10 protein-coding genes and 3 pseudogenes are annotated in these 19,361 nt (G+C 71.9%); 6 read left to right on the top strand and 7 right to left on the bottom strand.

From position 1 onward, the window contains the following. Window positions 1–269 precede the first annotated feature (269 nt). The 4 genes from OV079_RS09445 (at window position 270) to OV079_RS09430 (ending at window position 5,169) form a co-directional block, all read left to right on the top strand. Window positions 270–683, top strand: coding sequence for a trypsin-like serine peptidase (locus OV079_RS09445; protein ID WP_267767608.1), 414 nt, complete (start codon window positions 270–272; stop codon window positions 681–683). Next, complete coding sequence (locus OV079_RS09440; RefSeq protein ID WP_267767606.1) at window positions 665–2,167, top strand: endonuclease; 1,503 nt, start codon at window positions 665–667, stop codon at window positions 2,165–2,167. Before OV079_RS09445 ends, OV079_RS09440 begins: the two co-directional genes overlap by 19 nt. Next, on the top strand, window positions 2,164–4,002 hold the full coding sequence (locus tag OV079_RS09435; RefSeq protein ID WP_267767604.1) for a S8 family peptidase: 1,839 nt from the start codon (window positions 2,164–2,166) through the stop codon (window positions 4,000–4,002). The genes OV079_RS09440 and OV079_RS09435 overlap by 4 nt, the downstream gene beginning before the upstream one ends. Before the next feature lie 96 nt (window positions 4,003–4,098). Next, complete coding sequence (locus OV079_RS09430; RefSeq protein WP_267767602.1) at window positions 4,099–5,169, top strand: trypsin-like serine peptidase; 1,071 nt, start codon at window positions 4,099–4,101, stop codon at window positions 5,167–5,169. Window positions 5,170–5,194: 25 nt separating this feature from the next. Here OV079_RS09430 and OV079_RS09425 read toward each other — a convergent pair whose 3' ends face one another. The 3 genes and pseudogenes from OV079_RS09425 to OV079_RS09415 all read right to left on the bottom strand — a co-directional run bounded on the left by OV079_RS09425 (window position 5,195) and on the right by OV079_RS09415 (window position 10,372). Further along, on the bottom strand, window positions 5,195–7,546 hold the full coding sequence (locus OV079_RS09425; RefSeq protein ID WP_267767600.1) for a terpene synthase family protein: 2,352 nt from the start codon (window positions 7,544–7,546) through the stop codon (window positions 5,195–5,197). A 2-nt stretch (window positions 7,547–7,548) separates the two neighbouring features. Next, window positions 7,549–8,944: pseudogene (locus tag OV079_RS09420) on the bottom strand (family 2B encapsulin nanocompartment shell protein). 32 nt (window positions 8,945–8,976) lie between these two features. After that, window positions 8,977–10,372, bottom strand: a pseudogene (locus OV079_RS09415) (family 2B encapsulin nanocompartment shell protein). Window positions 10,373–10,854: 482 nt separating this feature from the next. On the opposite strand from OV079_RS09415, the gene OV079_RS09410 reads away from it, so the two are divergent. Further along, window positions 10,855–12,459 (top strand): mechanosensitive ion channel family protein, encoded by a 1,605-nt coding sequence (locus tag OV079_RS09410; protein WP_267767597.1) that lies wholly within the window; start codon window positions 10,855–10,857, stop codon window positions 12,457–12,459. A gap of 302 nt (window positions 12,460–12,761) precedes the next feature. Here OV079_RS09410 and OV079_RS09405 read toward each other — a convergent pair whose 3' ends face one another. From OV079_RS09405 to ada, 3 genes and pseudogenes are all read right to left on the bottom strand, one after another. Then, a complete protein-coding gene (locus tag OV079_RS09405; RefSeq protein WP_267767594.1) occupies window positions 12,762–14,795 on the bottom strand; it encodes a DUF4215 domain-containing protein in 2,034 nt (677 codons plus the stop codon). Window positions 14,796–15,104: 309 nt separating this feature from the next. Next, window positions 15,105–15,986, bottom strand: coding sequence for a peptidoglycan-binding protein (locus OV079_RS09400; protein ID WP_267767592.1), 882 nt, complete (start codon window positions 15,984–15,986; stop codon window positions 15,105–15,107). 411 nt (window positions 15,987–16,397) lie between these two features. Next, window positions 16,398–17,466: pseudogene (ada, locus tag OV079_RS57510) on the bottom strand (bifunctional DNA-binding transcriptional regulator/O6-methylguanine-DNA methyltransferase Ada). 290 nt (window positions 17,467–17,756) lie between these two features. On the opposite strand from ada, the gene rnk reads away from it, so the two are divergent. Next, window positions 17,757–18,164, top strand: coding sequence for a nucleoside diphosphate kinase regulator (gene rnk, locus OV079_RS09385; RefSeq protein ID WP_267767588.1), 408 nt, complete (start codon window positions 17,757–17,759; stop codon window positions 18,162–18,164). A 79-nt stretch (window positions 18,165–18,243) separates the two neighbouring features. Here rnk and OV079_RS09380 read toward each other — a convergent pair whose 3' ends face one another. Further along, window positions 18,244–19,008, bottom strand: coding sequence for an ATP-binding protein (locus tag OV079_RS09380; protein WP_267767587.1), 765 nt, complete (start codon window positions 19,006–19,008; stop codon window positions 18,244–18,246). Window positions 19,009–19,361: the final 353 nt, after the last annotated feature.

The following is a 19,361-nucleotide window of genomic DNA, read 5'->3' as shown; positions in this document are numbered from 1 at the left end:
GCCGCCGCGCAGCCGACGAACACGGTTCGGTTCGCCGCGCGATGCCCATCGAGCCAGCGGTCGCCTCGCGGGGCTTTTCTTCGCCGCGCCCGCGTGGTCTGCTCGGGGTCTATGGTCTCACCCGAACGCCTCCGCGCCTATGCGGAATCTCTGTTGCCGCGGACCGAGCTCGAGTCCAGCGGCGCAATCGACGGTATCATCGAAGGCGCCGCCCGATGGTTCGGCCTCGACGCGCGGCAGACCGAGCAGGTGCGCACCACCGCGATCCGGTGGGTCCAGCGCGCCCCCTCGATCCCGCCGACCTGGATTGCCTCGAGGCGATCATATTGCCCAAGGAGCGGCCGGTCGCCGACCTCGCCGACGGCCGAATCGTCGCACTGCCGCCCGGCGAGTTCTTCGACCTCCATGACGACAGCGTCCTGCGCGCGCGGATCGAGGCCTGCCTGCCCGCGATCGGCCGCATCGAGCTGCCCGCCAACCTCTCCGTCCCGTACGGCGGCACCGGCTTCGTGGTCGGCGACGGCCTCGTCATGACCAATCGCCACGTCGCCCAGCTGTTCGCCAGCGGCGTCGGGCGCCGGCGCCTGCGCTTCCTCCCCGGCCAGACGGCCGGCTTCGCCCGCGGCGCGAGCAGCCCGACGAGCCGGACGGCCCGACCTACACCGTGTCCGGGATCGTCCTGATCCACCCGTACTGGGACGTGGCCCTGCTGCGCGTCGACGGCCTGCGGGTCGCCCCGCTGCGGCTCGCGGTCGACGAGCCCGGGGCCCAGCGGCGCGTCGCGGTCGTCGGCTATCCCGGCTTCGACGCGCGCAACGACTTCGAGGTCCAGCACCGCGTCTTCCGCGGCCGCTACAACCTCAAGCGCCTCGCCCCCGGCTACTTCGGCGGGCGCCGCTCCGTCGTCAGCTTCGGCCGCACCGTCTCGGCCGCGCTGCACGACTCCTCGACCCTCGGCGGCTGCTCGGGCGCCGCCATCCTCGACGTCGCCACCGGCCACGTCCTCGGCCTCCACTTCGGCGGCGTCTACCTCGACCGCAACTTCGCGGTCCCGGCCGCCGAGCTCGCGTGGGATCCGCGGGTCGTCGACGCCGGGGTCGCGCTCGCCGGCGCGGCGCCGCGACGCGACCTGCCGTCCGAGTGGAACGCCGCGTGGAACGACGTCGAGGAGCTCCTGCCGCCTGCGCCCGCCCCCGACCCCCAGATCGCCGCAGTCGACCTCCCGGCCCAGACCTTGCGCCTCACCGTGCCGATCGAGATCACCGTGCGGCTCGGCCAACCACTCGCCCCGGGTGCCACCATTTCGGCGACCCCGGCGACCGAGTCGACGCCTGTCATTCCTCCCGAGCTGCGCCAGCTCGTCGCCGCCGCTCGAGGTCGCCGCTATTACGACGCCGGCCAGGACGCCGTCGACCGCGACAAGTATTACGCCGACGTCGTCCACGACGTCTGCTACGAGACGCTGTCCGCCCTGGTCGCGGCCACCCACCTCGAGACTCCGTCCTACGATCCCAGCCATCACGTCTATCCGTGGGTCGACCTGCGGCCCGACCTCCGCCTGGCCTCGATCTACTCCGACGCCACCTTCGCGCCCGAGCAGCTGATCGCCGCCGACGCCCACATCGACGCGAAGCGCCGGGCCCGCCGGGCCGAGGCGCTGGCAAGTCGGAAGTTCGCTTCTTTCACCGACATCGAGGCCGCGATCGAGGCCGAGCTGCCGTACAACTGCGAGCACGTCGTCCCGCAGAGCTGGTTCCGCAAGCGCGAGCCGATGCGCGGCGACCTGCACCACCTGTTCGCCTGCGACGTGGATTGCAACACCATGCGCGCCGACCGCTCCTACTACGATTTCGCCGACGACGGGCCTCTGCCTCCCTGCGGGATCGGCGACGGCCCGCACTTCGAGCCGAACCGCGGCCACGGCCCGGTCGCGCGCGCCACCCTCTATTTCCTGGTCCGCTACCCCGGCGAGATCGACGCCCCGCACGAGCTCAGCCCCCAGCAGATCGAGCTGCTCAAGCAATGGTCCAAGGCGGATCCGCCCGGGCAGTACGAGCGCCACCGCAATCAGGCCATCTTCGCCGTGCAGGGCAACCGCAACCCGTTCATCGATCACCCGCAGTGGGTCGACCTCGTCGACTTCGCGCTCGGACTGGGGGCCCCGTGAACGCGCCCAGGAGCCCCGGCGTCGTCGTCGAGCTCACCGCCGTCAGCGCGGCCGAGGCCACCGCCGCGGTCGAGCGCGCAGTCGCTGCGATCGGCCTCGACGCCCGCGGCTGGCGCGTCACCGGCCCCGTCGACGCCGGCGAGCCGCGGCGCCTCGTCGAGGTCCTCGCGCCCGCCGACACCGACATGCGACGCGGCTGGAACGCCGCCCACGCCCTCACCGCCGAGCTGGCCGCGCGGCCCGAGTTCGCCGCGGTCGCCGAGGCCGAGCTCGACCACGAGCTGACCGAGATCGACGCCCGCAACGCCGGCGAATGGCACGAGGGCGCCGGCACCGATCTGTTCGTCGACCTCCCGCCGCGCTGGCACCTCGACGAGCTCCACGCCGACCTCGCCTGGCAGCACAGCAGCGGCGCGGGCGTGCGGATCGGCCACCCCGACAGCGGCACCACCGCGCACCCCAGCCTCGCCGGCGCCGCGGTCCTGCAGGCGCAGGGCCTCAACCTGATGGAGCCCGGCAGCCCGCCGATCGATCCCCTGAATCCGTTCGGTCAGCCCGGCCACGGCACCGCGACCAGCAGCCTCATGGTCGGGCGCGAGCGTGCGCCGCACCGCGTCGTCGGCCTCGCCCCCGCGGTCGAGGTCGTGCCCATTCGCGTCACCGACTCGGTGGTCGTCTCGACCTGGCACGCGCGTCTGGCCCGGGCGATCGATCACGCGGTCCTGCGCGGCTGTCACGTCATTTCGCTCAGCCTCGGCGGCCTGCCCGGCGCCCGCCTGCGCCGCGCGATCGAGCGGGCCCACGCGCGCGGCGTCATCGTCGTCGCGGCGGCCGGCAACTTCGTGCAATTCGTGGTGTGGCCGGCCGCCTATCCCGAGGCGCTGGCGATTGCTGCCACCGGTCCCGAAGGACAGGCGTGGTCCGGCTCGTCGAAGGGCAAGAGCGTCGCGCTGTCGGCCCCGGGACACCGGGTCGTCGTCGCCGACTGGCAGGACGGCGATCCGGTGACCGGCCCGAGCAGCGGCACCTCCTACGCCACCGCCCTGGTCGCCTCCGCCGCCGCGCTGTGGCTGGCCCTGCACGGACCGGCCGCGCTGCGCCAGCGCTACCCCGGCGCCGCCCTGCCGCGAGCGTTCCGCCGCGTGCTCACCGGCGTGGCCCGCCCCGCCGTCGATCCCGGCCCGTTCCCCGGCGCGTGGTTCGGCGCCGGCCTGCTCGACTGCGCGGCCCTGCTGCAGGCCCCGCTGCCCGTCGGCGACGAAGCCACCCTCCTCGATGCGCCGCCCGCCAGCCCCGAATCGATGCTCGTCGACGCGGTCCTGCCCCTCGCCTACGCGCGCGAGCTTCGGTCCGGACCTCTGGAGACCGCCGCGCCCGCGGAGCGGGCCCGCGGCGTCGAACAGCGGGTCCGCGCCGGCGTGTCCGCGCTGTTCGGCGCCCGCGAAGATCGGGCCTCGCCGCGCCCGGCCTCGGCGTCGAGGTGTTGCAGCAGTTCGTGGTCGACCACGCCTATCGGGCCGCCCTGGTCGACGCGCTGCTCGGGCGCTCGCAGCTCCCGGCGGTCCCGCGCAGCGCCTCGATGGCCCTGCGCCGGCAGATCGCCGACGCGACCCCGGCCCCTCCGCGCCCGCGCCGACGCGTGCGAGTCGTCGCCGCCCCCGAACCTGCGCCGGCCGTCGACGGCGAGGCCCTGCGAATCGTCGTACCGATCACCATCGAGGTCCGGCTCGGCGCGCCCGCCCGCTCGCCCGATTCGGAGTGATCCACCGGCCGTCGAGCCCGGGCCGGCGGCGGCCGATCCGGGCGCCGTCCGAGATCGCCCCGAAACGGCGTAGCCGCCCCCACGCCCGCGCCGCGCGTTGCTATACTCGCCGGACTTTCTTCGCGGAGTATCCATGCGACGCCAACGGTTGGAGCGACTATTGCTCAGTATGTTCAGCGCCGACGAGCTGCGGCGATTCTTTCGCTATCGATATGACGACGCCGTCACGGAGTCCTTGCCGGGCCCGACCAGCTCGCTCGCGCACGTGGTGGAAATCGCCTGCGCCGTGCTCGAGAAGCACGACCTCGTCGATGGCACCTTCTTCGCCGCGCTGCGCGAGGAGCGGCCGCGCCGCGGCGGCGAGATCGACGCGGTCGAGGCGCTGTGGGCCGCGCCGCAGGAGACCGTCAAGCCGTTCGCGTGGAGCTCGCCCGAGCAGCTGGCGAAGATCCAGCTCGAGGCCCTGCCGACCTACCGCGATCACACCGTCTCCGCCCGCTTCCTCGTCCGCGGCGCGGAGGCGGCCAAATCGGTGGCCAAGGTGCTCGTCCACCGCCACTTCGGCGCCAAGCCGCGTTACCGCAGCGACGAGAGCCCCGAGCACTCGACGGGCACCGGCTGGCTCATCGCGCCGAACCTGTGCATCACCAACCACCACGTGATCGCCGCCCGCCACGGCGAGCCCGACGTCACGCCCGAAGACTTCGACCGCCAGGCCCGCAGCACCACCCTGCAGTTCGACTACCTCGCGCCCGACGCCAAGTTCGAGTCGGTGCCGGTGATCGAGTCGGTCGCCGCCGACGCCGAACTCGACTTCGCGCTGCTGCGCCTGCCCGCCGTGGCCCGCCCGCCGCTGCGCCTCCGCAAGCAGCTGCTCGAGCGCACCCGCGAGACCCCGCTGCAGGAGTGCGTCAACGTGCTGCAGCACCCCGGCGGCGCGCCGATGCGGATCGGCCTGCGCAACAACTTCGTCGTCCACGGCGACGGCAACTGGCTCAGCTATCTCACCGACACCCGCGAGGGCGCCTCCGGCTCGCCGGTGTGCGACGACGACTGGGGCGTCGTCGCCCTGCACCGCGGCTGCCGCGAGCTCAAGGGTCAGGCGATCAAGCTCGACAGCGTCCTCGTGCGCACCGAGAACTACGGCGTGCAGCTGCTCGCGGTGCTCGAGTGGCTGCGCCGGCACGCGCCGGCGCTCCACCAGGAGATCGAGGCGGCCCAGGCGGCGCTGCCGCGCTGAGCCGCCGGTTCGGTCGCAGCGCCGCTCAGCCCGCGGAGAACAGCCCCGCGAGCGCGCGGGGCATCGCCGCCATCACCCCGCGCACCAGCGCGGCCGGTCCGAGCGCCTTGGCCCGGTGGCGCTGCAGCTCGGGCTCCGGGTAGCGGCGCGAGATGTGGTGCCAGTCGAGGATCCCTGCCATCCAGTCCTTCAGGCCCTCGATGTAGGCGTCGAGCGCCTTGCGGGCCTCGGCGTCGAGGTCGAGGTCGGCGATCATCGGCGGCACGTCGTGCGCGAGCACGTGCTCGAACTGCTGCATGCGCGACGTCATCAGCTTGTTCGCCGCCTCGACCGCCTCCTCGCGCGACAGGTCGAGGAACGTCTGCAGCACCAGCACGATGTTGTGCAGCTCGCCCTCGTACTCGATCTCCTTCTGGTACGAGAAGATGTCGTTGGTGAAGCAGGCGTAGTCCTGGGCCGAGACCTCGAGCCAGTGCAGCGGGCGCGAGTGCAGCGCCTCGGGCGGGATCCCTTCGCCCTTGGTGATGCGCGCCAGGTTCATCGTCATGTCGGAGCCGAAGGTCGCGCGCCGCATCTCGACGTAGTCGACGGGGTCGGGGATCCGGTGCTGCGTCTGGTTCATCAGCTCCCACAACCAGCTCTCGGTCATGTCCTCGACGCTCTTGCGGAAGCTGGCGCGCTGGGTCGGCCCCAGCGGGCCGGCGGTGCGCAGCCAGAGGTCGGCGAGGCCGGCCTCGAGCGGGTTCAGCGGCGGCGGCGTCGGCTCGCCATCGAGCGGCATGAACAGCGACAGGCGATCGTTCTGCAGCTTGGCCGCCGCGAAGTTGCGCTGGTTGCCGAACACCAGCGGGAAGTAGTCGTCGCCGTAGGTGCCCCACGTCAGCCACGCCGACGACACGTCGAGCTCGTCGCCGGTCGCGTCGGGGTGGATGCGCGCCGCGCACTCGGCGAAGTCGTAGCCCGCCAGGCGATCCTCGTCCCACACGCACGCGCCCGGCACCCCGGGCACCTCCGCGAGCATCCCGGTCGCCCGCGCGTAGTCGATGCAGTGCTGCTTGGCCCGCGCCAGGTTGCCGTTCACCCGCGCCTTGTAGGGCATGTAGAACTCGGGCAGCTTCGTCGGCCCGACCGGCTGGAACAGCAGGTGCGAGTGATTCTTGGCCCGCTTGAGCCCGAGCGCCGACGGCGACAGCGTCAGCCGCACGCCCGAGGTGCCGAGGCCAGTCGGCCCGCGGAGCACCCGCTCGATCAGCGTCGCCGCGCGGCTGGCCGCGTCGTCGCGCTCGCCGCGGGCGAGGCGGCGCTCGGTGCCGACGCGGAAGTGGGTCTGCAGCGCCGCAGGCACGGACAGCTCGACCGCCGGCGAGGACGCCCCGCCCTCGCCGCCGCCGTTCATGTAGCGGCTCGAGCGCATGTGCCACTCGTGGCCGCCCGACTGCCAGTCCTGCAGGCCCTTGACGTAGAGGAACACCGCCTGGCGCTCGAGCGGGTCGAGCCCGTACTCCTCGAACAGCGGCGGCAGCTCGACGAACGTGGTGTTCTCGAACTGCTGCAGCCGCGACGTCAGCAGGTCGTTGGTGATCTCGGCCGCGCGCTGGGTCGGCACCTCGAAGAAGCGCTCGACGACCAGCACGCAGTTGGCGTTCTCGCCCTCGCGCTCGACCTCGCGCTGGTACGAGAACAGGTCGTTGCGCAGGTGGACGGCGTCGCTGAACGTGTCCTTGAGGACCCGCAGCGGCCGCGTCTCGGCCACGCGCGCCGGGATCTCGGCCCCGACGGCGTGCTCGACCAGGCCGGCCGACCACGGCGCGCCGCCGACCTTGCGCCGCATCTCGATGTACTCGATCGGGTTCGAGACCCGCGCCTGGCGGATGTTGCCGAGCTCCCACAGCGACTCCTCGAGCAGGTGCTGGGTCGCCACGTGGAAGCGCCGCCGCCAGTCGGCCGACGTCGTCGGCGTGGTGCGGCGCCACAGGTCGAGCAGCCCCGCCTCGACCGGGTTCGTCGGCTCGGGGATCGGCGTCGTCAGGTCGACCGGCATGAACGCCGGCAGCCGCGCCAGGTACTCCTTCGCGCCGGCCATGTCGCGGGTCTTCTTGTAGACCTCGAGGAAGTGGTCGTCGAAGAAGAACACCCACACGTACCAGTCCGTGATGAGGTCGAGCTCCTGGCCCGAGCAGTCCGGATGGGTGTAGGCGCACAGCAGCGCGTAGTCGTGGTTGTCGAGGTCCTCCTCGGTCCACACGCCGGTGTCGATCATCTCCATCGCATAGGCCCACTCCTTGGTGTGCCGGCGCGCGCCCTCGAGGTGGGGATTGATCCGCGCCGGATGCGGCATGTAGAAGTCCGGCAACTGGAACGGCTGCTTCTGCGTCATGGCTACTCCTGGCGACCGATCGCCACGTCCTCGAGCATCCCGAGCGCGTCGGGCACCAGCACCGCCGCCGAGAAGTAGGCGGTGACCAGGTACTCGTGGATCGCTCGGTCGTCGACGCCGATCGAGCGCACCGACAGGCTCGGCTCGACCTCGTCGGGGATCCCCGTCTGGTGCAGCCCGATCACGCCCTGCGAGTCGGCGCCGACGCGCATCGCCAGGATCGAGCTGGTGCCCTCGGGGGTGATCGGGATCTTGTCGCTCGGCACGATCGGCACCCCGCGCCACGCGATCATCGAGTGGCCCTCGAGGCTCACCGTCTGCGGGTAGAGGCCGCGGCTCGTGCACTCGCGGCCGATCGCCGCGATCGTGCGCGGGTGGGCCAGGAAGAACCGCGTCGAGCGGCGACGGCACAGCAGCTCGTCGAGGTCCTCGGGCGTCGGCGGCCCGCTGCGGGTCGGGATCCGCTGCTTGAGGTCGACGTTGTGCAGCAGCCCGAACTCGCGGTTGTTGAGGAGCTCGTGCTCCTGCTGCTCGCGCACCGCCGCGATCGTCAGGCGCAGCTGCTCGCGCGTCTGATCCATCGGCTCATTGTAGATGTCGGCGACGCGCGTGTACGCGCAAGATCGTCTGGACCAGCGAGAGCTCGTACTCGCGCGGCCTCAGCTCGTAATCGACGAAGCTGATCGGCAGCGTCACTTCGCCCGCGTGGCCGGCGGACATGGCGATCGCCTGCTGGCCGCTCTTGTCCTGCGGCTGCTTGCGCAGGCGCGCGAACGTCTCGACGTGCGCCTGCAACGCCGGCGAGTCCTCGATCGCCTGCGTCAGCGCCTGCTCCGACAGCGTCAGCACGATGCAGCGCGTGACCGCCTTGACCGTGAACGGCCAGGCGTCGCCGCGCGCGACCAGGCCCTCGTCGCCGAAGTGGTCGCCGTCGACCAGCACGCCGAGGATCAGCGGGTCGTCGTACTTGCCGACGCCGAGCTTGTGGGCCTTGCCGTGCGCGAGCAGCACCACCTGATCGGCGGGCGCGCCGGCCGCGACGATGACCTCGCCGGCCGCGACCTCGCGCTGGACGAAGCGGTCGGCCAGCGCGGAGAGCACCGCGTCGTCCGCGAATCCGCGCAGCAGCGGCAGCTCGGTCAGCTCGCGCGGGATCACCTGCACGCGCGGGCCGACGCTGGTAAAGCCGACCCGGCCGTCGCCGACCGCGTAGGTCAGGCGACGATTGACGCGGTAGGTCCCGCCGGGCACGTCGACCCACGGGAGCAGGCGCAGCAGCCAGCGCGGGCTGATGCCCGCCATCTGCGGCGCCGACTTGGTGGTCGTCGCCAGGTTGCGAGCCGCCGCGGTGGCGAGGCTCGTCTGCGCGTGGTCTCTCGGGGTCGATGCGTCCGTCATGATCCAGGCTCCTGTGCTGCGCTAGCGCCGACTCAGCGGCCGATCTCCGCGTCCTCGAGCACCGCCAGCGCGTCGGGCACCAGCACGGCGGCCGAGTAGTAGGCGCTGACGAGGTACGAGATGATCGCCTTCTCGTTGATGCCCATGAAGCGGACCGACAGGCTCGGCTCGACCTCGTCGGGGATGCCCGGCTGGTGCAGGCCGATGACGCCCTGGTTCTTCTCGCCGGCGCGCAGCAGGATGATCGAGCTGGTGCGGGTGTCGGTCACCGGGATCTTGTTGCACGGCAGGATCGGCACGCCGCGCCAGGCCGGGATGTGGTGGCCGGCGAACTCGACGGGGTGCGGGTAGATGCCGCGCTTGCTGCACTCCTGACCGAAGGCCGCGATGGTGCGCGGGTGAGCCAGGAACGCGGTCGGCTCCTTCCACACCAGCGCCAGCAGCTCGTCGAGGTCGTCCGGGGTCGGCGGGCCCGAGCGGGTGTGGATGCGCTGCTTGAGGTCGGCGTTGTGGAGCAGGCCGAACTCGGGGCTGTTGATCATCTCGTGCTCTTGCCGCTCGCGCAGCGCCTCGATGGTCAGGCGCAGCTGCTGCTGCGTCTGGTTCATCGGCTCGTTGTACAGGTCGGCCACGCGGCTGTGGACCTGCAGCACCGTCTGGGCCACGCTGAGCTCGTACTCTCGCGGCGACAGCTCGTAGTCGACGAACGTGCCGGGCAGCACGACCTCGCCGCGGTGGCCGGACGACAGCGCGATCTCGGCCTCGCCCTGGTTGCTCTGCGGCTTGTTGCGGGCGGCCTTGAACTTCTCGACCTGGGCGCGCAGGGCCGGCGACTGCTCGACCGCGGCGGCCAGCGCCTTCTCGGGCAGGGTCAGCGCGATCACGCGGGTGACGGCCTTGACCGTGTAGCCCCACGTGTCGTTCTCCTCGACCAGGTTCTGGTCGCCGAAGTGGGCGCCGTCGGCCAGCACGCCGAGCACGGTCTCGTCGCCGTACTTGCCGGTGCCGAGCTTGTTGACCTTGCCGTGGGCGATGAGGAACACCTGGTCGGCCGGCTTGCCCGCCTCGACCAGCACCTCGCCGGCCTTGTACTCGCGCTGCACGAACTTGCCGGCCAGGGCGGACAGCGCCTCGACGTCGTCGAACCCGCGCAGCAGCGGCAGCTCGGTCAGCTCCTGCGGCACCACCGACACCTTGGCGCCGACGTTGGTGAAGCTGAGGCGGCCGTCGCCGACCGCGTAGCTGAGCCGGCGGTTGACGCGGTAGACGCCGCCCGCGGCGCGCACCCACGGCAGCAGCTTGAGCAGCCACCGCGAGCTGATTCCTTGCATCTGCGGCTCCGACTTGGTCGTCGTCGCCAATCCGCGCCGCTGCGGTCGCTAGGCTGGTCTGGTGCGCGCTATCACCGGGATTCTGTGCATTCGTCATGACGTACCTCGAGGTTGCTGGAAAACTGCGATGATTGACCCGAACCGCCGAATCGGCGCGCGCTCCCCGGAGGTCGTCCGCCAGGGCGCGCGCCATTCGACGGCTACAAGAACCGTACGGGATCGTGACATTTCCGCGGCGTCCGTATTCGCGCGCGGAGTAGCGTGATTGAACTGGTCGGTGCGAGCTACTACCGAGTCAACATTACGATGTCAACGACAAACGCCCGGCGCGGATGCGAGCCCCGCGGACGGACGAATATTCTGACGCAACGGGGACGTGTGTGGCGAAATTGGCTGCCGGGCGCCCACAGGCGCCCGTTGGGCGCCCACCGGGCGCCCAACGGCAATGCCCGGCCCACGGGCAACAATGCGCGTTGTACATGTCGGTCCTTTCATGTTCTGCATGGATTGCCCGTAAGCAATCGGTGTACATGATGGGTCTCGACGGCGTCTCGGCCGCCGATCAAGACTGACGGACCGATGTCCGCCACCATGCTGCTGAACAACGCGCTGATCTTCGGCGCGGCCCTCCTCCTCGTCATCGTCGCGTCGCTGATCGTCTCGCGACAGTCGGGGCGCCTGCTGCGGGTGGCGCTGCGCTTCGTCCGCGCGCCCGACCACGAGGCGCTGGCGGCGAACCTCGCTAGCCGGGTCTCGCGGGCCATCGTCGTCGTCGCCACCGTCGCCGCGATCGCCCTGATCTGCGCCGGCGTGTCGGTGACGATGTACGAGATCGACTGCGGGCCGCAGTTGTGGTACTGGGCCGAGGCCTCGCTCCTGCGCGATCCGATGGCGGTGGTGTGGCTGGTCCTGAAGCTGCTCGGGGTCGTCGCCGGGGCCTTCGTCGTCTACCGCTTCCTCCGCCTCGTCGCCCACTACTTGATCGCCGGCCTGCGCCGCAACGCCGCGTTCGTCCACCACGACGCCCAGCTCGCCACCCTGCTGGCGCGCCTGCTCGTCACCCTGCGCTGGGGCATCGCGCTCGCGGCCGCCAACGTGTGCTTCGCCCTCGCGCCGCCGCCGGAGCCGGTGGTGCGGGCGCTCGAGACTGTCACGATCGTCGCGCTCGGCGTGCTCATCGCGCGGACCATGATCGTCATCGCCCACCTCGCGGTCGACGTCGTGTTTCAGTTCGCCCGCGGGCGCGAGGGCCACCGCACCCTGCGCTACGTCGGCCGCCTCGAGCACCTCGCCGGCATCACCAAGCGCACGCTCGACTACTTCTTCTTCGTCGGCGCGGCCACCTGGATCTTCGACCAGATCAACCCCGGCGGGCGGCTGTCCGAGTTCGGCCTGATCGGCATCCGCATCATCGCCCTGGTGTACGCCGGCCGGGTGCTGATCGAGGTGTTCGAGCTGTTCGTGCGCGAGCTGCTGCTGGCCGACCCGGAGAAGCGCAGCGAGGCCGAGAACCAGCAGCGCCTCACCCTCGTCCCGGTCGCCAGCAGCATCCTCCGCTACGCCATCTACTTCTGCATGACCGTCATGGCCCTGCAGGAGCTCGGCGTCGACACCTCGCCGATCCTCGCCGGCGCCGGCCTGCTCGGCCTGGCCGTCGGCCTCGGCGCGCAGGCGTTCGTCGGCGACGTCGTGTCCGGCTTCTTCATCCTGTTCGAGGGCCTGTTCCTGGTCGGCGACCGCGTCACCGTCGGCGACGTCGTCGGCAACGTCGAGGAGATCGGGGTCCGCGTGCTCAAGATCCGCGACGAGGCCGGGGTGCTCCACTGCATCCCCAACGGCGAGGTGCGCAGCATCGCCAACCACGCGCGCCTCTACGTCAACGCCCTGGTCGAGTTCCGCCTGCCCTACGCCGTCGACGTGAACGGCGTGATCGCCGGCCTCAAGGCCCACCTGACCGAGTTCCGGCCGCGCTGCCCCGACATCCTCGACGACCCCGAATTCGTCGTCCAGGACCTGCAGGACACCGGCGTGCTCGTCCGCTGCGTCGCCCGCGTCAAGCCCGGCCGCGACGACGCCACCTGCGAGCTGCTGCGCGCCGAGCTGCTCACCGCCCTGGTCGCCGCCGGCGTCGCGCCGCAGGCCAGCCACGTGGTCGTCCTGCACAACGGCCCGGCCCCGCGCTGACGCCGAGCGCCGCGCGCGTCGGGACGGCGACACCGGTGAGGGCCGTCCCCCCGCGTCGCCGGTTCGGCCCGTGCGCGGCGCGAGCGAGCCGGCGCCGCTCGGTCGCGCGAGGGATGCTGAGCGAGCGCGGGTCCGCCGATTGCTCGCGCACCGGCGACACCTGCTACGAATGGTGCATGGTCGAGCGCCACCGCCGCCCGGCGCCGGGTGTCCCTCACGACAGGTACCGAGAGACACCCGGCGCATTCACGCCCCGGGCGGCCCCCGGGACACCTGTCCCGAGGGCCATCCGGCTCCTTCGCTCACTGGCACGGGCAGATCGAGCGCCGGCCGTTGGCGTTGCAGGCGATCCCGATCTGGTCCATGTTGTTGAGGTGCTCGTTCGGGCACCCGGCGTAGGTCGAGCAGTACATCGACCCGACCAGCGGCGTGTTGGTGTGATCGCCGGCGTCGTCCTCGAGGCAGGCGTAGGTCCAGCTGTTCATGGCGATGGTGGCGAGGCCGAACGCCGAGGCCAGCGCCTGGCACTCCGGCTGCGTATCCTGGGCCGCGAACCACACGTTCGGGTCGGGCACCGGCGTCAGCCCGAAGTGCGCGCACACGGCGTTGCACGGCTGGCCGCATGCGGTCGGGTTGTAGCACCAGTTGAGCCCGTTGACGCTCCGGCAGGTGGTCCCGCAGCCGGGGTTGCAGCCGTCGTTGGGGATGTTGTTGCCGTCGTCGCAGGTCTCGCCGATGCCCGGCTGGACGAACCCGTCGCCGCACTTGGCCGGCGCGCAGGCGTTGGTGCAGCCGTCGGTGTTGCTGGCGTTGCCGTCGTCGCACTGCTCGCCCGGCTGCAAGAATCCGTCGCCGCAGGCCGCGTTCTTGCACGTGTTGGTGCAGGCGTCGTCGTTGTTCTGGTTGGCGTCGTCGCACTGCTCGGTCGGGGCCACGAAGCCGTCGCCGCACACCGCGTTCTGGCACGCCAGAGTGCACAGGCCCTGGTTGCTGTTGAGCAGGCCGAGGTCGCACTGCTCGCCGGCCTGCACGAAGCCGTCGCCGCAGGAGGCGGGCTTGCAGACGTTGGTGCACATGTCGGCGTTGCTCTGGTTGCCGTCGTCGCAGCCCTCGCCGGGGCCGACGAAGCCGTCGCCGCACACGTTCAGGCTGCAGTCGGCCTTGCACGCGTTGCCGTTGGCGTTGTTCGGCCCGTCGTCGCACTGCTCGACGTTGGCCTGGACCAGGCCGTCGCCGCACTCGGCGTCCTTGCAGCCGGCGGTGCAGACCCCCGAGTCGCTGTTGCCGGCCCCGAGGTCGCACTCCTCGCCGACGCTCGGCGACTCGAAGCCGTCGCCGCAGGCCGGCAGCTTGCACACGTCGGTGCAGCCGTCGTCGTTGTCGCCGTCCTTGCCGTCGTCGCAGTCCTCGTTCGGGTCGACGATCGCGTTGCCGCAGCCCTCGAGCTTGCACGTCGGCGAGCAGCCGTCGCCGGACGTCATGTTGCCGTCGTCGCACTCCTCGTCCGGGCCCTTGTCGACGTCGCCGCACACGTTGAGCAGGCACATCGCGTTGCACACCGCGCCGGGCCCGTTGTTGGCGCCCTCGTCGCACTCCTCGATGCCGGCCTGGGCGAAGCCGTCGCCGCACACGTTCTCCTTGCACTCGAGGGTGCAGGCGCCTGTGTTGCTGTTGTCGGGCCCGGCGTCGCAGCCCTCGTCCGGCCCGACGAAGCCGTCGCCGCAGGCGGCCAGGGTGCAATTGTTGGTACACGCGTCCGTGTTGTCCTGGTTGCCGTCGTCGCACGCCTCGGTCGGCGCGACGATGCCGTCGCCGCAGTTGGCCAGCGCGCAGCTGTTGGTACAGTCGTCGTCGTCGACCTGATTGCCGTCGTCGCAGCCCTCGCCCGGCCCGACCACGCCGTCGCCGCAGCTCGCCTGCGTGCAATCCGACTTGCAGCTGTTCATGTCGCCGTTCATCGCCCCGTTGTCGCACGCCTCGTCGGGGCCCGGATCGCCGTCGCCGCAGACATTGAGGGCACACTGGGCGTTGCAGCTCTTGCCCGGGCCATTGTCGGCACCGTCGTCGCACGCCTCGCCGTCGTCGATCGTGCCGTCACCACATTCCGGCTCGACGTCCCCCGTCGTGGTCGACGTCCCCGTCGGCACCATCATCGTCGTCGTCGGCGTCCCGGTCGTCGTCGTCCCGGTCGTCGGATCGGGCGCCGTCGTGCCCGTCTCCGTCCCCGTCGACGTCGCCGATCCGTTCGACGTCTCGGTCGTCGTCGCGTCCGTTTCCCCGCACCCCACCACCATGAGGACGAACGCCCCCACTGTCCCAAGCCAGCTCCGCTTCATTCTCGAAATCCTCCGCGGGCCACTCTAGAGGTCACAGTTCAGCCGGAGACGCTCCACGGATGGAGGCTCGAGGTCCGCGCTCGAGGACGGGACACCCGCGCGCATCCGCCCCGACCGACCGGGGAGCGCACGCGCGCAAAGCGACGTTCGCGGACGCATGACCGCCGCCCCGCCCGGTCATGTCCTCACTCGAGAGTGCACGCGTTCGCAGCGGGGTCTGCGGTGCCATGATTGTCTACATCGCAAGCCCGGCGCCGGAGATCCCGCGACGGGCTCAGCCCCCGCGGCGCGACCGCCGAGCGCGATCGATTACGGCACGTCGAAGTCTCTCACGTGATTCCAGGTGAACGGCTTCTGCGTGCTGTTGTACCAATCCCACCACACCGCCGCGCCGTCGGGCGGCGCGATCGCGGCGTGCAGCGCCGTCAATTGCGCGGCGGTCTTGCCGAACGTCGGGTACGCCGGGATCACGCGCGAGAAGCCGAGCTCGCGGTAGGCGGCGATCGATCGCTGCGGATAGCCGGACCCCTGATTGTTGTCGATGTCGTAGATCTGCGGCGCCGCGAAGTCGACCCCGGTGAACGCCGCCCACGGGAACCGCGGGAAGTTCCACGGCGCGCCGTACGACGTGAGCCCCACCGCCAGCCCGGCGCCGCGCGCGGCCGGCAGCAGCGCCGCCATCAATCGCGGCGCCGCCTCCGGCGCGTCCAGATACGGCGCCTCGGCGTCGACGAGCACCCCGCTGGCCCCGCAGCTCGTCGCCGACGCCACCAGCACCTCGACGAATTCCGCCTCGCGGCCCGGCCACGGGAATCCCCACACCCAGCAGGCGTGCCCCGCCGCGCGCAGCGCCTTCGCGTGCCCGGTGAACCCGGTCCACCGGCTGCTCTTCTTGTCCGCGTATTGCCAGATGCCCTGGAACGCCAGCCAGCGCAGCCCCGTCTGCGCCACCCGGGCCAGCATCGCCTCGATCGAGCCGACGTGCTTGACCGAGCGGACGAACATCCCCTTGCCGCGCGGCAGCCCGACCGGCTCGCGCAGCAGCGCGTCCAGGGCCGCGCGCGTCCGCGGACCGACGATTCCGTCGATCGCCAGTCCATGGTCGGCCTGGACCGCCCGGACCCCGCGATCGAGCAGGAACAGCACCTCACGCAGCGACAAATCGAGGCTCTCGGCCCGCACCGTCACCATCGCCCGCTCACCCTTCTTTCGCCTATTTCGCCAGAGTACGCGCCCGGGCGCCCGCGTTCAACTCGGCCCCGCGGCCCGCGGCGAAGCCCGCCGATCGGCGCCCTTTTGCGGGGACCCGCAATGCGCGCACCACGGTCTCACGATAGACCCGCTGCTGCGCACCGGCGGAGCCCCGAGGCGCCCGCGCCCGTCGCGGTTCCGATCGCAGTCCGGACCTGTAGGCCGCGCCGCCGCCAGGCTCTCGCCCATGACGCGGACGAACTCGTCATTCCTGCGCCTCGCCCCGCTCGGCCTCGCCCTCGCGTGCGAGGCCGCCCGAGCAGATCGACCTCGGCGCCTGCGGCCTCGTCCCATGATCTTCAGGACATGTCCAAGCGGACATGACCTGAAGACCACGAGCACTCGCCCGGCTCACGCGCTGGCTTCGCGGTCGAGCAGCTTGCGCTTGCGCTCGACGCCCCAGCGGTAGCCCGACAGGCCGCCGTCGCGCTGGACCACGCGGTGGCACGGGATCGCCACCGCCAGCGCGTTCGCGGCGCAGGCCTGGGCGACGGCCCGCACCGAGCGCGGCGCCCCGATCCGCTCGGCGATGTCGGCGTAGCAGACCGTCGCCCCCGCCGGGATGGCGCGCAGCGCCTGCCACACGCGCTGCTGGAACGCGGTGCCGCGGACGTCGAGCGGCAGGTCGAGGCCGAGCCCCGGCGCCTCGACGAACGCGACCACCGACGCCACCTGGCGCTCGAACTCGGGGTCGCCGCCGATCAGCTCGGCGCGCGGGAATCGGTCCTGCAGGTCGCGCACCAGCTTGTCCGGATCGTCGCCCAGCAGGATCGCACACACCCCGCGCTCGCTGGCGGCGACGAGGATCGATCCGAGCGAGCACTCGCCGACGGCGAAGCGGATCGCGGTGGCCGCCCCGCCGGCGCGGTAGGCCGAGGGCGTCATCCCGAGCACCTGCTCCGCGCGCGTAGAAGCGCCCGCCCGAGCCGTAGCCCGCGCCGTAGATGGCCTCCGTGACCGTGCAGCCGCGCCCCTGCTCGCGCAGCCGCGCGTCGCGCCGGGCCGCCGCGTAGGCGCGCGGCGTCAGGCCGGTGATGGCCTTGAAGATCCGGTGGACGTGATACGCGCTGAGGCCCGCGTGGGCCGCCAGGGCCGTCAGCCGCGGCGCCCGCTCGGCGTCCTCGATGTAGCGGCACAGCGCGGCCACCATCTCCGCGTGCAGCTCGGCCTGCGACAGCCCGCCCGGCTTGCAGCGCTTGCACGCGCGGAACCCGGCCGCCTCGGCCTCGGCGACCGTGGCGTGGAAGGCCACGTTCTCCGGCCGCGGCGTCCGCGAGGCGCACGACGGGCGGCAGTACACGCCCGTCGTCACGACCGAGTAGAAGAACCTGTCGTCGGCGGCCGGATCGGCCGCCACCACGGCCGCCCAGCGAGGATCGCTGACGACGGCTGCCGCGCGCGTTGCGGACTTGGTGGACATGGCGCTCGTGCTCCTGTGTTCCGGCGGACCCGCCCGCCGCTTCCGTCACGCTAGCCGCTCCACCGGCCCGGGGCACTCCGGGTCTTGCTGTCGCATTCGCCTGCGCGCGGACGACGCCGCAGCCGCCACGTTCGCCGACCTCGCCGCGCGGTCACCTGTCGCAACGGACATGTCGCCCGCCTCGCGCGCGGCGCCCGCCCGCCCGTGGTTGCGCCGACCTTGGCCATCGCGCATCCTGCAGACGAGGCCCGCCGTTCGGCGGGCTTCATTTTTTTTCCGAGGCCATCCCCATGCAACCCGTCCCACCGATCACGATCTCTCGCCTCGACCTCGGCCGCCTCAAGCGCCTGCTCGCCAACCCGATGGTGCGCGGCTCCGACGCGGCCGACGCCCTCGACGACGAGCTCGAGCGCGCCGCAGTCGTCGACCCGACCGCGCTCCCGCCCACCGTGGTGTCGATGAACTCGCGCGTGCGCCTGCGAGAGCGCCGCACCGCTCGGGAGCTCGAGCTGACCCTCGTCTACCCCGACGACGTCGGCCCCGACCGCGTCTCCGTGCTCGCCCCGGTCGGCAGCGCCCTGCTCGGCCTCGCCGTCGGCCAGGACATCGAGTGGCCGCTCCCCGGCGGCCGGGTCGCCGAGCTCACCGTGCTCGAGATCCTCTACCAGCCCGAGGCGATGGGCGACCTCGAGCTGTGAGGCTCTCGGGACATGCCCATAGGAGCATGTCCTCAGCGACATGCCCGTATGAGCATGCTGCTTCGGACATGTCCCATATTCACGCCATCCCTTCGAGCGCCTCGCGCTCGCTGGCGTACACCTCGAACACCCCGATGAGCTGCGTGACCTGCAGGATCTCCAGCACCTTCGGCGGCAGGCGGCACAGCGCCAGCCGGCCGCCGCAGTCGGCCGTCGCCGAGTAGGCGCTGACCAGCGCGCCGATGCCCGACGAGTCGACCGTCGTCACGCGCGCCATGTCGAGCACCAGCTTGCGTGCCCCGGCCTCCAGCGCCGTCAGCACCCCCTCGCGCAGGCGGACCGCGCCGGCGCCGATCGTGATCTTGCCGGCCGCGTCGAACACGTGGATGTCGTCGCGTCGACGCGCCGCGAGGGTCATGCCGGCCTCCCGGGGCTCCGGCTCGTACGTCCCGCGCGGCGGGCGGGTCGGGTCCGGCAGGCGCGTCGACATCGTCACCGTCGTCCCGCCGCCGGCGCGGCGGTCGTGGACCACCTCGTCCATGAAGTGGCGCATCAGGAACACGCCGCGTCCGCGCGGCTCGAGCCGGCGCGTCGAGTCGCGCGGGTCGGCCAGGCGCTTGCCGTCCCAGCCGGGGCCCTCGTCGTGGACGCGCACGACCAGGCGGCCGCCGCCGAGCTCGACGGCCACGCCGACCTGTTTGCGCGGGTCTTCGCCGTTGCCGTGGACGATCGCGTTGGCGACCGCCTCGCGCACGGCGACTTCGGTGCGCCAGCAGGCCTCGTCGTCGACCCCGATCCGGCGCAGGAAACCCTTCACGGCCTGTGACGCGGACTCGACCTCCATGCGTCGGCTGGCGATTGCGAGGCAGAGGTGTGCTGACGCATTCACAGCGATCCGTGTAGCACCGTGTCGCAAGCGTGCAGACGCTGGCCCACCGCCGTCCTCCCCGCGCGTGGGCGAGCGACGGTCGGGCGGCCCGGCGCCATCGCACGTCTGCGGCGCCTTCGTTCGGCCGCTGCGCCGCGGCCACCGGCGCCGGAACGCCGGCCAATGACCACAGCCCCGCCCGACCTGCGCGGGCCGCGACCGCGAGGCGAGCGAATGCAACGAGTTTCTGGGCCCCGCCGGCGGCCCCCGTCGCGGGTGACATGACCGTTCGGACATGCGCGGCCGGCCGGCTGACGGGCTTGCGATGG

This window comes from Nannocystis pusilla, from assembly GCF_026626665.1.
Classification (GTDB): domain Bacteria; phylum Myxococcota_A; class Polyangia; order Nannocystales; family Nannocystaceae; genus Nannocystis; species Nannocystis pusilla.
Note: the sequence above shows the minus strand (reverse complement) of the source record. Positions and strands in the feature narration are given on the sequence as shown.

Coding starts and splice junctions, on each gene's coding strand:
- OV079_RS09430 (WP_267767602.1), top strand. CDS start 4,099: ATGTTCAGCGCCGACGAGCTGCGGCGATTCTTTCGCTATCGATATGAC.
- OV079_RS09425 (WP_267767600.1), bottom strand. CDS start 7,546: ATGACGCAGAAGCAGCCGTTCCAGTTGCCGGACTTCTACATGCCGCAT.
- OV079_RS09410 (WP_267767597.1), top strand. CDS start 10,855: ATGTCCGCCACCATGCTGCTGAACAACGCGCTGATCTTCGGCGCGGCC.
- OV079_RS09405 (WP_267767594.1), bottom strand. CDS start 14,795: ATGAAGCGGAGCTGGCTTGGGACAGTGGGGGCGTTCGTCCTCATGGTG.
- OV079_RS09400 (WP_267767592.1), bottom strand. CDS start 15,986: ATGGTGACGGTGCGGGCCGAGAGCCTCGATTTGTCGCTGCGTGAGGTG.
- rnk (WP_267767588.1), top strand. CDS start 17,757: ATGCAACCCGTCCCACCGATCACGATCTCTCGCCTCGACCTCGGCCGC.
- OV079_RS09380 (WP_267767587.1), bottom strand. CDS start 19,008: ATGGAGGTCGAGTCCGCGTCACAGGCCGTGAAGGGTTTCCTGCGCCGG.